15 protein-coding genes are annotated in these 14,162 nt (G+C 38.9%); 8 read left to right on the top strand and 7 right to left on the bottom strand.

The window, feature by feature from the left end; translation table 11 throughout:
- Window positions 1-91 precede the first annotated feature (91 nt).
- A complete protein-coding gene (locus AC1DSK_RS13555; protein ID WP_477548334.1) occupies window positions 92-316 on the top strand; it encodes a hypothetical protein in 225 nt (74 codons plus the stop codon).
- A 32-nt stretch (window positions 317-348) separates the two neighbouring features.
- Here AC1DSK_RS13555 and AC1DSK_RS13550 read toward each other — a convergent pair whose 3' ends face one another.
- Complete coding sequence (locus tag AC1DSK_RS13550; protein WP_477548333.1) at window positions 349-933, bottom strand: biotin transporter BioY; 585 nt, start codon at window positions 931-933, stop codon at window positions 349-351.
- A gap of 186 nt (window positions 934-1,119) precedes the next feature.
- Here AC1DSK_RS13550 and AC1DSK_RS13545 point away from each other — a divergent pair, with 186 nt between their 5' ends.
- Window positions 1,120-1,758 (top strand): DUF2238 domain-containing protein, encoded by a 639-nt coding sequence (locus AC1DSK_RS13545; RefSeq protein ID WP_477548332.1) that lies wholly within the window; start codon window positions 1,120-1,122, stop codon window positions 1,756-1,758.
- A gap of 53 nt (window positions 1,759-1,811) precedes the next feature.
- On the opposite strand, the gene AC1DSK_RS13540 is transcribed toward AC1DSK_RS13545, so the two are convergent.
- Both AC1DSK_RS13540 and AC1DSK_RS13535 read right to left on the bottom strand, forming a co-directional pair.
- The gene (locus tag AC1DSK_RS13540; RefSeq protein ID WP_477548331.1) at window positions 1,812-2,645 is read right to left on the bottom strand and encodes an alpha/beta fold hydrolase; all 834 of its coding nucleotides are present in this window, start codon (window positions 2,643-2,645) and stop codon (window positions 1,812-1,814) included.
- A 32-nt stretch (window positions 2,646-2,677) separates the two neighbouring features.
- Entirely contained in the window at window positions 2,678-3,046 is a 369-nt protein-coding gene (locus AC1DSK_RS13535) for a helix-turn-helix domain-containing protein (protein ID WP_477598288.1), read from the bottom strand.
- A 243-nt stretch (window positions 3,047-3,289) separates the two neighbouring features.
- Here AC1DSK_RS13535 and AC1DSK_RS13530 point away from each other — a divergent pair, with 243 nt between their 5' ends.
- Together AC1DSK_RS13530 and AC1DSK_RS13525 are read left to right on the top strand one after the other, a co-directional pair.
- Complete coding sequence (locus AC1DSK_RS13530) at window positions 3,290-4,552, top strand: ATP-binding protein (protein ID WP_477548329.1); 1,263 nt, start codon at window positions 3,290-3,292, stop codon at window positions 4,550-4,552.
- A 380-nt stretch (window positions 4,553-4,932) separates the two neighbouring features.
- Window positions 4,933-5,271, top strand: coding sequence for a hypothetical protein (locus tag AC1DSK_RS13525; RefSeq protein WP_477548328.1), 339 nt, complete (start codon window positions 4,933-4,935; stop codon window positions 5,269-5,271).
- 187 nt (window positions 5,272-5,458) lie between these two features.
- Here AC1DSK_RS13525 and AC1DSK_RS13520 read toward each other — a convergent pair whose 3' ends face one another.
- Window positions 5,459-6,748, bottom strand: coding sequence for an S-adenosylmethionine decarboxylase related protein (locus AC1DSK_RS13520; protein WP_477548327.1), 1,290 nt, complete (start codon window positions 6,746-6,748; stop codon window positions 5,459-5,461).
- A 353-nt stretch (window positions 6,749-7,101) separates the two neighbouring features.
- On the opposite strand from AC1DSK_RS13520, the gene AC1DSK_RS13515 reads away from it, so the two are divergent.
- The 3 genes from AC1DSK_RS13515 (at window position 7,102) to aceA (ending at window position 10,812) form a co-directional block, all read left to right on the top strand.
- The gene (locus tag AC1DSK_RS13515) at window positions 7,102-9,270 is read left to right on the top strand and encodes a malate synthase G (RefSeq protein ID WP_477548326.1); all 2,169 of its coding nucleotides are present in this window, start codon (window positions 7,102-7,104) and stop codon (window positions 9,268-9,270) included.
- 36 nt (window positions 9,271-9,306) lie between these two features.
- Window positions 9,307-9,465 (top strand): hypothetical protein, encoded by a 159-nt coding sequence (locus tag AC1DSK_RS13510; RefSeq protein WP_016428588.1) that lies wholly within the window; start codon window positions 9,307-9,309, stop codon window positions 9,463-9,465.
- Window positions 9,466-9,528: 63 nt separating this feature from the next.
- On the top strand, window positions 9,529-10,812 hold the full coding sequence (gene aceA / locus AC1DSK_RS13505; protein WP_477548325.1) for an isocitrate lyase: 1,284 nt from the start codon (window positions 9,529-9,531) through the stop codon (window positions 10,810-10,812).
- Window positions 10,813-10,971: 159 nt separating this feature from the next.
- Here aceA and AC1DSK_RS13500 read toward each other — a convergent pair whose 3' ends face one another.
- From AC1DSK_RS13500 to AC1DSK_RS13490, 3 genes are all read right to left on the bottom strand, one after another.
- Entirely contained in the window at window positions 10,972-11,694 is a 723-nt protein-coding gene (locus AC1DSK_RS13500; RefSeq protein ID WP_477548324.1) for an amino acid ABC transporter ATP-binding protein, read from the bottom strand.
- A complete protein-coding gene (locus AC1DSK_RS13495; protein WP_477531093.1) occupies window positions 11,681-12,346 on the bottom strand; it encodes an amino acid ABC transporter permease in 666 nt (221 codons plus the stop codon). Before AC1DSK_RS13495 ends, AC1DSK_RS13500 begins: the two co-directional genes overlap by 14 nt.
- 61 nt (window positions 12,347-12,407) lie before the next feature.
- Window positions 12,408-13,193, bottom strand: a complete 786-nt coding sequence (locus AC1DSK_RS13490) for a transporter substrate-binding domain-containing protein (protein ID WP_477548323.1) — start codon at window positions 13,191-13,193, stop codon at window positions 12,408-12,410.
- 383 nt (window positions 13,194-13,576) lie between these two features.
- On the opposite strand from AC1DSK_RS13490, the gene AC1DSK_RS13485 reads away from it, so the two are divergent.
- Window positions 13,577-13,840, top strand: coding sequence for a YqhV family protein (locus AC1DSK_RS13485; protein ID WP_477548374.1), 264 nt, complete (start codon window positions 13,577-13,579; stop codon window positions 13,838-13,840).
- Window positions 13,841-14,162: the final 322 nt, after the last annotated feature.

Here is a 14,162-nt window from a genome sequence, read left to right as displayed (position 1 = left end):
AATACAATGTACTAAGGAACTACTAGGGAATATCCAACCATTTTACTACCAGTAAATGTTATTTTGCTATTATATTATAAGGAGAGTGTTGATGGATGAAATCTCGAAAGAAGGAAAAATTTCTAAATTATTAGCATCAAGTTTTCTTACATCTTTTACATTGCGGCAACAAAAATCTTATGCAATTTCAAATTCTACTGAATCGATTATAAATGTACTATCAGAAGTGCAAAGACAATTCTATAAAACGATTAACACCACAAGAAGGCTTTGTTATTGTTTATTAAGAAAAACACCCATACCAATCGGAGATTAACCTGATTGGTGTGGGTGTTTGTGTGACCACATTTACTTTTGTTTTTGAATAATCGGTTTTAAGCGATAGCCAAACAAACCGGCAAGAACCGCTAGCAGGAGATCTTTTGGCAATGGTACGGCCATCCAAGCCCAAGCCATTTGGTATGAAAAGCCTTCTGGTGCTGCAAACCAAAGCTTATATGCAGCGTACATCCAATTCGTTCCTAATAGGTAGTTGACTGCAGTTCCGACCAATGCAGCCATTACAAAACCAACTTTCGTTGGGAACTTTTCAACAATGAGACCTGCGAAATATGCGACAAAAATGAAGGAAACAATAAAGCCAAACGTTGGACTTAGAATTGTGTCAAATCCACCGGAAAAGTTTGCGAATACAGGTAAACCTGCCAAACCAATCAATGCATATACAAGCATGGCAATGGCGCCAGTGCGTTTTCCTAATAAGAGACCAGCAAGTATGGCGAAGAACGTTTGAAGAGTGATTGGGACACCACCGATTATTAGAAATGAAGATATGTTGGCTCCAATCATCATTAATGCGGCAAACATCGCTGTTTGTACCAATTGTAAAGTACGTGAATGATTGACTGTTCTTGTTGCTGTGCTACTAGTCATGTTTGTGAACCCTCCCAAAACTCAATATAGCATCAGTATAGAAAAACAGAGTTTATTAGTCAACCTATTTTTAGAATAGGTTAACACATAAATTGGAGAGTTAAGCGTTACTTTCTTTCAATAGGTCTGGTGACTGGTATATACCAGTCTGTTTTTTCGCATACTGTTAAGTGGAAGGACGTGAAAATGGTGGGTTTTAGTAAGGAGACAAAGGTACATATATTTCTATTTATATTGGTTATAGCGGTTTTCGTGTGGTCTGTTATCAAACCGGCCGTTTTTATGACATGGGTGGCAGAGGTGGGGCCGGCAGTGGTCGCATTAATTGTAGTAGTGGCGACATATAATAAGTTTCGCCTGACAACCCTTTCTTATTTCATCATTGCACTCTTGTCCATCCTTACATTTATAGGTGGTCACTATACCTATGCCGAGGTTCCTCTCTTTAATTGGCTAAAAGAAGAGTTTCATTTAGCTCGCAATCATTACGATCGATTTGGACATTTTCTAAAAGGGCTATCAGTTATTATTATTAGGGAAATTTTAGTGAGGAAAACCCCGTTAATTATAGGGAGCTGGCTGACAGGCATATCCATCAGTATGGTACTTGCCCTTGCAGCTTTATATGAAATCGTTGAATGGCTGAGCACAAAATTGCCAAATGCCAAAAAAGTAGCCAAAGACTTTTTAGGCATGCAAGGAGATCAGTGGGATGCGCAATGGGATATGTCGTGTGCCTTTATGGGTGCCATTTTATCCATCCTTATATTGAATGGTTTACACAACAGACTAATGACTAAACTGGATGATTTGAAGGAAAGGTAGCCAAATAATCGTGAATATTAACCTATTCACAAGAATTGTTATCGTTCGTTTAATTAAATTGACTTCGCAATCATGTCCAAGAATTTTTGGGGTTCTTCAGTGAAAGGGAAATGATTGCTTTCTCTAAATGTAAATAGGTTTGCATTTGGGATGGCATGTGCGATTTGTTCAGAAAACAAATAAGGACACTGAGCATCATACGAACCACAGTAAACTGTTGTCGGTACAGTGATCGTCTTTAAGTGAGGCACAAGGTCATAGTTAGGAAGTTCAGAGTAGGAATAATAATTGAGTCGCGCAGGAACTACACTTCCACTATTTGGGGTATTGAAATACTCCTCGTATTTCTCCGGGTGGTAAATGGACATTTCAGTCCACTCCCGTCCTGCAGCCCTCTTTATTTCATTAGCACTTGTAGGTGAGTTTAGTATATTGAGTATTTCAAGCAGACGTTTGTTATTCGGATTGTCTTTACAATAAATACTTCCTGGATGATTCATATATTCTTTAGATGCTGAAGCTCCTCCAATGACGATTTTCGTTAAGGATTGTGGTGTTTGTATGGCATAAATGAGTCCAAGCATGCCTCCCGTGGAATGGCCGGCAAATGCCCATTTTTCGAAATGAAGCGCCTCTCGAAGGGATTCCAAATCGCTGATGGACTCTTTCATGCTTAAATCTTCATCACGTATGTATTTGGCTGATTTGCCTGCGCCGCGCAAGTTAACGAGATAAACAGTGTAATAATCAGTAAATGCATTTGCAAATGTATTTCCGTTCGCATTATAGGCGCTATACAAATGAGTCACGCAGATGGGTGAGCCATTTCCTTTTATGAAAATCTCGAAAGTTCCCCTAGCTGTTTCAACGAGTTGTTGGTTCCACATGCCTTGTAGCCTCCATTAAATTCTCCGTGTATTTATTTAACTAGGTTTTGAGCTATCATGATTCGTTTGGCTTTAATAAAAGCAATTGAATCCAACAATTCTTCTTTGCCTATCGGATGATTGTCGATCAAGAAAGTGTATTTATCGATGATGTCATCGAAAGGATACTGAAAATTAACCGTATTGTTCCTCTGTTCCCGACCCAATAAATAATCTACCGAGACATCAAAAAAATCAGCAATTTTAATTAAATGACTATTGCTTGGCTCTTTTTTATTTAATTCGTAACTCCAGATAATGCTCTTTGCAACATCCAGATTTTCAGCTAACTGTTCAGATGTGATACATTTTTTCGTTCTTAATTCTTTTAGTTTGTTCCCCATTTTAAACAATAAGTTCATTCCCTTTTCATGTAAAATATTTGAACTATATTTAAAAAAATACAATAGTTAGAATATTATAACATTAGAAAGTCGGAATGTATTGCTAAAAGAGTTAAATTCTTTTTCAAAAAAAATAAACGAATTGAAAGAGAATCATAAATATTCTTATATTAATATTGCTAAGCAAGGGAAGTTTAGATAATCTAAGTTAGAATATTCGAATATTATAGCAGCAAAATACTTAGAAGGATCGGTGAATAAATGGAGATTATCACGAAAGATTTACTTATCAATTTTCTATTCATTATTCTTCCATTATTATTACTGCAAATGTTCTATTTGTTAAAGTTCGTTTATCGAATTGAAAAAATGAAAGAAAATCTCTTTACGGTTCTCTCCCTGTTCTCCATTTTTCTTTGCATGTTATTTCCTTTTCCAGTAGGGGATGGGCTTATCTGGGATTTGAGGAGAATACCATTTGTTATAGGTGTTTTATATGGCGGACCGAAAAATGGGTTCTTATTGCTCATATTCGTGATTGTGGCGCGTTATTTTATGTTGGGAATAAATGATGGGTTTTATATAACCATTATTACGTTCACTCTTTTGGCGGTTACCGTCAGTTTTGTCTCCCGCTATTATCTGAAAATGACGCTGGAGCAAAAGGTATTAACGAGCAGTTCATTAGTGTTATTGTCGACGATCTTCACATTTATTGTGGTATCCCTATTTTTCAATGTAAGCGTGAGTGTGAATATGTGGCTTCAGTTTTTTTTCATCACTTTTTTGGGAACAGTGATTGTCACTCTACTAATTGAAGTAATCCGAATAAACTCGGAACTGTTGGAAAAGCTCATGAAAGCTGAGAAATTGGAGGTGGTCAGCCACCTTGCAGCGAGCATTTCTCATGAAGTGAGAAACCCGTTGACAACTTGCAAAGGATTTTTGCAATTATCCTATGATGAAGAACAATCACCAGAAATCAAACAATACCTCGGTACTGCTTTACAGGAACTCGACCGAGCATCTGATATTATTAATGATTACTTGACCTTTGCTAAACCTGTTCCAGATATGGTAGAAAAAGTCTTCGTAAATGAAGCGGTTCAAAATGTATTGAACATTCTTACACCTTTGGCAAATATGCAGGATGTCCAAATTTTTTACCACCCAGATCAAAGTGGGCGTGCCAATATTTCAGGTGATCGAAAAAAACTGGAACAATCCTTGATTAATATTGTGAAAAATGGAATTGAATCCATGCAGAATGGCGGGGAATTGGAAATTTATACAGTTGCAGAATATCCTATAGTCCGCATCGAGATAAAGGATGAAGGAAAAGGAATGACGCAACAGCAAATCAATCGTCTTGGCGAACCTTATTTCACGATGAAAGACAACGGTACAGGACTAGGAATGATGGTATCGTTCAGTCTGATTAAAGGAATGGGTGGGGAAATTCATGTGGAGAGTGAGCTCGGGAATTTCACAATATTTACGATTGAATTCCCGATGGTGACGTAGAGAAACTGTAACATAAAGAAAGAGTGGTAGCTGGGGAATTAAAGATCCAGTCATCACATTTATACTTAGACGTGTGCATTTGACAGTTTGTCTGATACCCAATTATTTGAATGATGAGCAGTCCCAACATCATGCATTGTTGATGAATGGAAAAATCCTTATCAAACAAATGCTTGAATATGGAATCGAATATAGTTAAGATGGCTGGAAATTTATTTTCGGCCATCTTTTTGTGTCTGATTGATAATTTTCTCATATATTCCCAACATGATTTCTGTTAAATTGTAAAATAATGCTAACGAATCAATATATCGTGTGTTATTATAATGGGTATAATTTACAAATTTTCGAGGGTGTTTAATGAGGAAGGGGGAAGCTTTATGATGAAGATTTTTGGGTGGGTGCTTGCCGTCTTAGTATTTATTGGGGTTGGTTTATATTCAACAACCGTATTTGCCTATCACTCTTCGAAAGAGTTGTTTAACTTCCCTGTACCCAAACATGCCGAACTTATTGAAGAAAATACAAATTGTAAGACGTACGAGTGGTCTCATGCATCCGAAGAGAATGGAATACCGGTAGCATACGAACTTGTGCTAAAAGTAAATGGGTGGGAAAAAGGAGAAAGCGAAGGCTCCTCGGTATATTACATAAAAGGTAACCATCAAATTGATGTGATTTCTAACACGGATTTATTAACACTCCGGAAGATAAAATAATTAACGACAAAATTCCACTTAAGAAAATAGGGTGATTTAATTTGAAGAATAACTCGTCTATGGTAAAAGGTTACAAAGAAATGAACATCAAAATCACTCAAAGAATTTAGTCGTTTTTTCCTTACCTTTTTGGAGGCAAGGGCTCTTTCAATGAGTAAGAAATTTTATTAATGAACAGTAAGCGAGGTCAAATGTCTTCCGTATTTGATTTTCGAAGGTTTTGCATTCGTTGGTGTAACAGGCCGTCTGACTGTTTGTTTTCTCCTGTAATAAACTCGGTCATATAATGCGTTAAATATTTTCCGTAATTGTTCTCGGTATTCAATAATAATTCATCTACATAATATGCTCCTTTAGGTATTTGATCCAAGAGCAACACACTTAGGGAGGCGTAGACTCCACAGGCTACTTGGAAATAAGTTGCATTTGTTTTGTACTTAGAAAAGATGGCTTCATTGTTCAATACATTATACATGTACCGTTCTTTGTCCGGATAAACAAGCAACACACCTACTAAATCTTCGCCAGTTAATGCTGCGTCTCGAGGGTCGAGAACCTTCATCTCATAATTCCACAATATATCCACTTCTTCTATATTTTCACGAATCAAGTTCGTGGTATGGTCATTTACCTTGTACAAGAATCCAAATTCCATATCATATAGCTTACCAAGTGAACAAACTTCTTCATGGGGCATTAAACAGCCCCAAAATCGTTTTTTTCCCAACGTTACCTTGAATTCAAGATCATAGACTTTCTCATATAAGAAGAGGGGGTTATGGTGCTTTATGAACATGGGATGGCTAAGAATTGCCTCGTCAAGGAAACATTCGGGTGACCATGTGGTGTAAATCACATTCTTTTTGGCTAGTTTAGGATTTTTATAAAACGAGTTGTCATGTTCTACGATGTAACAGCCGATTGGCTGATTTTCTGATGAATCTTTCTTTAGAAGTTCCAAAGCCATCCACTGAACGACACCTGGATTCATACCAGAACTAATAATAGCTGTGTGGTTGAGGAGTTTATTTTTATGTTTTTCCAAATGCCTAAATCGTTCAATCAAGCCAAACCCTTCATATAATTCTTCGTTCTCATCTATCATGGTATTCTCCAATGCGGTATTCACATAGCTTACACCGAGCTGATCACAACAGTGCAACATATCAACAGTATCCGCCCAAGAAAGGTCAATGACAACAGATGTCTGGGTGTTTCTTAAATGAGCCATAAATTGCTCGGTGTCTCTCAAATTGAATTCATGATATACAAATTTATCCTGTAAGTGTGGATAAGAGAGAGCAAAGTGAGATGCTTCTTTCTGTTCATGATCAATTAAATGAATACAGCAATTATTCACTACTTCATTTAATGGATCCTGCATATCCTGCACGGAGTTATCTAGAATTGATAGTATCCCGTTCGCTACACCGCCTGCACTACCCAATATCGTTATTACGTGTTTAGTGTTATTCATATCAAAGCCTCTTTTAGTTTTTATACATAATCTATGTGATAGAAAATAATAGGTTTAGGTGTATGGTGTATGTCATCTAAGTATTGTTGTTAGTTGAATTCACAATAAAGAATAGATTCGCTTTAGCGATTATTCCCACGGTTATTTATAAAAAGAAACATCTGCAAACTATTGAAGCAAGGGATTTGTTTCACTTTAAAACCACTGTGAAAGCAGTAAACGTCAAAGCGTCAAATTGTAAATGAATAAAATTAAATAACTAATAAAAAAGGATGAAAAGGACTGCACGAAAGTGTTTGTTATGTAATAGAATAATAAAAATCATCTGTACTATAACAATAGGAGGCGGATATGTGATTGAGCGTAACCGTTTAAAAATTGCGAATGAATTTTATCGGTTTGTTGAGGAGGAAGCATTGCCAGGGAGTGAAGTTTCAAGCGACAGGTTTTGGGAAGGATTCAGTCAGCTTATCCATGACATGGCTCCAAACAATCGGGTACTGTTGACTGTTCGAGAACAGTTGCAGGCAAAAATTAATGATTGGCACACCAAACACAATTGGTTTGAGAATCGGGAGCAATATGAAGCTTTATTAAAAGAGATAAGTTATTTGGAAACAAGGGGAGAGCCTTTTCAGATTACAACAACTCAAGTTGATGACGAGATTGCAAAACTTGCGGGACCTCAGCTTGTCGTACCGGTCAATAATGCCCGGTATGCAATAAATGCGGCCAATGCGAGGTGGGGAAGTCTTTATGATGCGCTATACGGATCGGATGTCATCGATGAACAAAATGGTACACAACGAGGGACTACGTATAATCCACTACGTGGACAGCATGTAGTTTTGTATGCCCGTAAGTTTTTGGACAAAATTATACCGCTTGAAAAAGGATCTCACACGCAATCGACTGGATATCGCATCGAAAAGAATCAACTGATCGTTGATTTGGGAAGCGAATATTCAGCTTTGCAGGAGCCATCCAAATTTATTGGATTCACGGGAGATAAAGCGTTGACGTCATCCATTTTCCTGCGAAACAATGGTCTCCATTTGGAAATTCAAATCGATCGGCAGCATCCAATCGGAAAGGCTGACCCTGCAGGAGTAAAGGATTTATTCATCGAATCGGCTTTATCGACCATTATGGATTTTGAAGATTCGGTGGCGGCAGTTGATGCGGAAGACAAAGTGCTCGTGTATCGAAATTGGCTTGGTCTCATGAAAGGAACTTTGAAGGCGACTTTCAAAAAGGGGCAACGAGAAGTAGTAAGGGAGTTGAACGCCGACCGTTCATACCTGACGCCAACTGGAGAAGAACGAATGTTACGCGGTCGTTCCCTAATGATTGTACGAAATGTTGGTCACTTAATGACTTCCAATATGGTACTTGATAAACGTAATCAGGAAGTGCCGGAAGGAATAATCGATACGGTGATATCCAGTTTACTTGCAAAACATGACCTTTTAAAAACAGCAAGTTTCCGTAATTCCGAGCAAGGTTCAGTTTATATCGTGAAGCCGAAAATGCACGGCTCGGCTGAAGTTGCATTTGCAAATGAACTGTTTAATAAGGTGGAAGATTTGTTGGGAATGGAACGCTATACGTTAAAGATCGGCGTGATGGATGAAGAGCGAAGAACTTCACTTAATCTTGAAAATTGTATACGTGAAGTAAAAGACCGGATTGTTTTTATTAATACAGGCTTTTTGGATCGAACGGGTGATGAAATCCATACATCGATGCTCGCAGGTCCACTCATTCGAAAAAATGACATGAAATATTCATCATGGCTTCAGGCATATGAAAAATCCAATGTTGATAATGGGTTGGTTTGTGGTTTTCCGGGACGCGCTCAAATAGGGAAAGGCATGTGGGCGATGCCTGATCGTATGAAGGAAATGATGGAGATGAAAATTGGTCATTTGGAAGCGGGGGGAAATACGGCATGGGTACCTTCTCCGACAGCCGCTACTTTGCATGCACTTCATTACCACCAAGTCTGTGTAACGAAGGTTCAAGACAGGCTGAAACATGAGATTCAAGAAAGAACGACCGATATATTATCCCTTCCTTTAGCTAAGGAAGAATGGTCATCACATACAATTCAACAAGAACTGGATAACAATGCACAAGGACTGCTTGGCTATGTGGTGCGTTGGGTGGAGCAGGGAGTGGGCTGTTCGAAAGTGCCTGACATTCATAATGTAGGATTGATGGAAGACCGTGCAACACTGCGCATATCAAGTCAGCATTTGGCAAATTGGCTACAACACGGAATTTGTACAAAAGAGCAAGTTTTGGAGACTTTAAATAGAATGGCCAAAATAGTAGATGAGCAAAACGGTGAGGATCCGATGTATCATCCAATGTCTGCTGATTTAGATGGATCTATTGCTTTTCAAGCAGCTTGTGAACTTATTTTTGATGGGAAAGAGCAGCCGAGTGGCTATACGGAGCCGATATTGCATCGCAGAAGACTGCAATATAAAGTGCAAAATTCTAGTGAAAATAGCTAACTTTTGAGTAAAGAAAAATGAAAAGGAGGAAACCCCATGTTTGAAAATCAACCGGATATCAATACAAACGAGATTACACCAACTGTTATGTATCAATCTAAAATGGATAGAAAACCTTTGAATATTTGCCTCGCTTGCGGACAGGAATTTGATAGTTTCAAAGAGTCGATTCAATGTTGCGCAGATTTGGACTAATTTTTCCAGTCAACTGTTTTAAAACCCTTTGATAATAAAATGAATGAAAGAGGAGATTGTGACATGATAAACCGGAAACAACAAGCTGACCAATTAAAGGGAAGTTGGAGTTCCAGCCGCTGGCAAGGAGTGGAACGACCATATAGCGCGGAAGATGTCGTAAAGTTAAGAGGGTCCATCGTCATTGAACAGACACTTGCAACTTTAGGTGCTAAGCGTCTCTGGGAGCTTGTCAATACGGAGGACTACGTCAATGCACTAGGCGCGCTGACAGGAAACCAGGCGATGCAGCAGGTGAAGGCGGGGTTGAAGGCAATCTACTTAAGTGGTTGGCAAGTGGCTGCAGATGCCAATCTCTCTGGGCACATGTATCCCGATCAAAGTTTATATCCGAGCAACAGCGTACCTCATGTAGTGAAAAGAATTAATCAGGCGTTACAACGTGCTGATCAAATTCAGCAAGCAGAAGGAAAGGGCGATACATATTGGTACGCCCCCATTGTAGCGGATATGGAAGCGGGTTTTGGCGGGACACTGAATGTATTTGAGTTGACCAAATCAATGATCGAAGCTGGGGCTGGTGGTGTGCATTTGGAAGACCAATTATCCTCGGAAAAGAAATGTGGTCACTTGGGTGGGAAAGTATTACTTCCGACACAAACAGCCGTCCGCAATCTCATTGCTGCCCGTTTGGCTGCTGACGTGATGGGTGTTCCAACGGTTATCATTGCGCGGACGGATGCGAATGCGGCCAATTTGATTACGAGTGATGTGGATCCATATGATTATCCTTTCATTACGGGTGAGCGGACGCCGGAAGGTTTTTACCATACAAAAGACGGAATTGACCAGGCAATCGCTAGGGGACTTGCGTATGCTCCATATGCCGACTTAATCTGGTGCGAAACGTCCGAGCCAAACTTGGATGAAGCAAGGAAGTTTGCAGAAGCAATTCACGATAAATTTCCCGGGAAACTTCTGGCATACAACTGCTCGCCATCGTTTAACTGGAAAAAGAAATTGGATAAAAAAACGATTGCCAACTTCCAGCAAGAGCTAGGTAAGATGGGGTACAAATTTCAATTCGTCACACTTGCTGGCTTCCATGTTCTGAATTACGGGATGTTTGAGCTTGCAAAAGGGTACAAGGAGCGGGGAATGGCTGCTTATTCTGAGTTGCAGGAAGCTGAGTTTGCGGCTGAAGAAAGTGGTTACACGGCTACCCGTCACCAACGCGAGGTGGGAACAGGTTACTTTGATGAGGTATCGCTTGTTATTTCAGGAGGCACATCGTCGACGACTGCGTTAACCGGTTCTACTGAAGCGGAGCAGTTCCAACAAGATTAATAATATAACAAGAAAAAAACCAGTAGAGCATATGCCTACTGGTTTTACATGCATTTTTAGATTTTGACCATTCAGCTTAGGTTTTCGACCAGTCGGAGCGGGTTATTGTCCAGTCACAAGTAATTTCCGACCATTCAGCGTTTTACTCAATACCATTAATTATAAAATTTTATCTAGAAAATCTTTTGCTCTCGCCGTTTTTGGCTGAGTGAAAAATTCAACTGGTTTGCCTTCTTCTAGTAAAACACCATGATCAAGGAACAGAATGCGGTCAGCAACTTCGCGGGCAAAGCCCATTTCATGTGTGACCACGACCATCGTCATCCCAGACTTGGCAAGATCTTTCATAACATCCAATACTTCTTTCACCATTTCTGGATCAAGAGCTGATGTAGGTTCATCGAACAACATGAGCTCAGGCTCCATGGCAAGCGCACGGGCGATAGCGACACGTTGTTTCTGACCCCCTGAAAGACTACCTGGATAAGCCTTTTCTTTCTCGGATAAGCCTACTTTTTTCAGCAGTTGTCGTGCCTTTTCCTCAGCATCTGGCTTTTTAACGCCTTTAGCTTTCATTGGTGCATACGTTAAATTCTCAAGAACGGTAAGGTGAGGAAACAAGTGAAAGTGTTGAAAAACCATTCCAATTTGTTGTCTCAACTTATGAATCGGCGTTTTTGAATCGGTTAGGTCTTGGTTTTCAATCAGTATCTTACCTGACGTTGGTGTTTCCAACATATTCATGCAACGTAGAAACGTTGATTTTCCAGAGCCTGAAGGTCCGATAATAGAAACAACTTCTCCTTTGGCAATCTCAGTGGAAATATCATGCAGAACTTCGTTGTTGCCGAATTTTTTAGATAGTTTCTCAATTTTGATCACTGACCTTCAACCTCCTTTCAATCATTCGACCGATTGTCGATAGACCAACGACCATAATCCAATAGATAAAGCCGACGAACAGCAGCGGTTCGAAATTACGGTAGATATCCGCACCAACTACTTGTGCACGACGCATTAAATCCAATACGGAAATCGTTGAAACAAGCGCGGACTCTTTCGTCAGAGTGATGACTTCATTCATGAGTGCCGGTAGAATGTTTTTCATTGCTTGCGGTAAAATAATGTCTTTCATCATTTGTCTGTATGGAACACCCAATGCCATAGCGGCTTCTGTCTGTCCTCGATCCACTGCCTGAATACCGGCACGGATGATTTCAGAAATGTAGGCAGCAGAATTCAATCCAAAAGCCAAAACGGCTGATAAAAATGGAGAGATATCATAGCCTGTCAGTTGAGGAACGGCAAAATAAAATGTCATCAACTGTAGAATTAGTGGCGTTCCTCTGAAAATCGAAGTATACGCACGAGCAAACCAATTTAATGGCTTAATGTGACTAATCTTGAACAATGCCAATATCGTTCCGAGGATAAATCCAACGATTAATGCGACGATGACAAATTTTAACGTTACCCAAATTCCTTCTAACATAAAAGGAATATAAGGCGTGATTTGCGTAAAGTCCAAATTCATGCCTTACACCTCATTTCTATTTTTCTCTTTTTGTTTGATTCAGTAAGTTTATATTGACTTTTTATTCTTCAGACAACCACTTGTCTTTTAATTCCTGTAGTTTTCCGTTTTCTTCCGCTTCTTTTAGAACCGCATTCACTTTTTCAGTCAGTTCGCTTCCTTTAGGGAAAGCCACTGCCATTCCTGGAGAGCTTGACGTAGTGTCTTCAAAACCAGCCAGATTCTGTTCAGCAATAAATCCTTCAGCGACCGCTTTATCCACGTAAGCAACATCAATTCGGTTTGACAACAATTCCTGAATTAATATGTTAGCATTATCGACCGCTTTGATTTCAAAGTCGACTGTATCTTTTTTGATTTTGTTAGCGCCATCTTCTTGGATAGTACCAAGTTGGACACCAAGTTTCTTGCCATCCAGATCTTCAATTGTTTTAATATCTGAATCCTTTAATGTAATGAACATTTCGCCAGATTCGTTATATTCAGTAGAAAAATCAACATTTTTTTTACGGGCCTCAGTTGCAGACATACCGGATAGTACCATATCGATTCGATCGCTTTGCAAAGCGCCAATTAAACCATCAAACTTCATGTCATTAATTTTAAGCTCATAACCTAGTTCGTCTGCAATGTAGTTGGCCAAATCAATATCAAATCCTTCGAATTCACCCGCAGTATTTCGTGATTCAAAAGGAGGGAAGTCGGCAGATGTAGCCATTTCCAATACTTTTTTATCACCAGAACCTGCAGTATCATTTCCTGTTTCATTCGAAGCGGTGGTCCCGCACGCGCTCATAAGCATTGCTCCAAGTGTAAGTGTTCCAATTAAACTCCATTTTTTCATCATGTATAATCACTCCCGTTAATATATAGTTTTGTGTTAAATGGAGTTTATCACGATATTTATAAGTTGGGAAGCATTTTTATTCAAAAAATATAAATTTAATTTTTCAGAACTTTATAGGTAAAAAGTTGTGGTAAAGGCATTAAGAGGAGTTGTGAGTGCTAATATTTTATATATTTCTCTTTTTAGTGTATAAAAAAATGCATATTTATACGAAGGATTGTAGGTGTAAGTAAGTAGTTTTCACAAAAGGAAGAACAGGTGGTGGAGAATGATACTTCAATTTTACAAGTTAATTTTCAATATTTACGGTCGAGCATACATATAGTAGAAAGCAGGTTACATAGAAAACGTATACCCGGGAGAAGGTGATCAAGATCAATCACATTGAGAAGGCACTTCTATTCATGATAGTATTACGACTTATTGGGGGAAGTGTAGAAGTAACAGCGGCTTTATTAATGCTCAAATTCAATGACTTGGAGAAAGCGTTTTATATTAATACTCTACTCGCTTTAGTGGGGCCTACTATTTTAATCCTTACCACAGGAATTGGATTAGTTGGACTGGCCGATAAAATCCCGTTAACCAAAATGATTTGTCTCTTCAGTGGAATTCTTTTGATTTTATTCAGTTTGAAATCTCAATAAGAATGAGTTTCATAAAGATTTTCCACTATGGTAGAAGAAAATCGAGAAATCATGGTCCAGGTAGATAGAATGGCTGTCCAGGTAGACACATTGAGGTTACAGGTAGACAGAATGGACTTCTGTCAAGAAAGTGTACACTTTTTCATTAAAATTCTCGCCAAACAAAGTGCCTACCGCACTACGTTTGGTGAAGAGTTCTAAAAGAGAAAGTGAAAGACCATCACTTTCTCTTTTAGAGCTCTATGGTTAATTTAGGAGATTTTTGGCGCACTTAATAAACGGTACTTTTTCTCGTAGTAACTAGGAGATAAGTATCCTATGG

It is taken from the genome of Paenisporosarcina sp. P4_B8 (genome assembly GCF_056402175.1).
The sequence above is the reverse complement of the archived record's forward strand: the minus strand, read 5'-3'. Positions and strand labels throughout refer to the sequence as shown.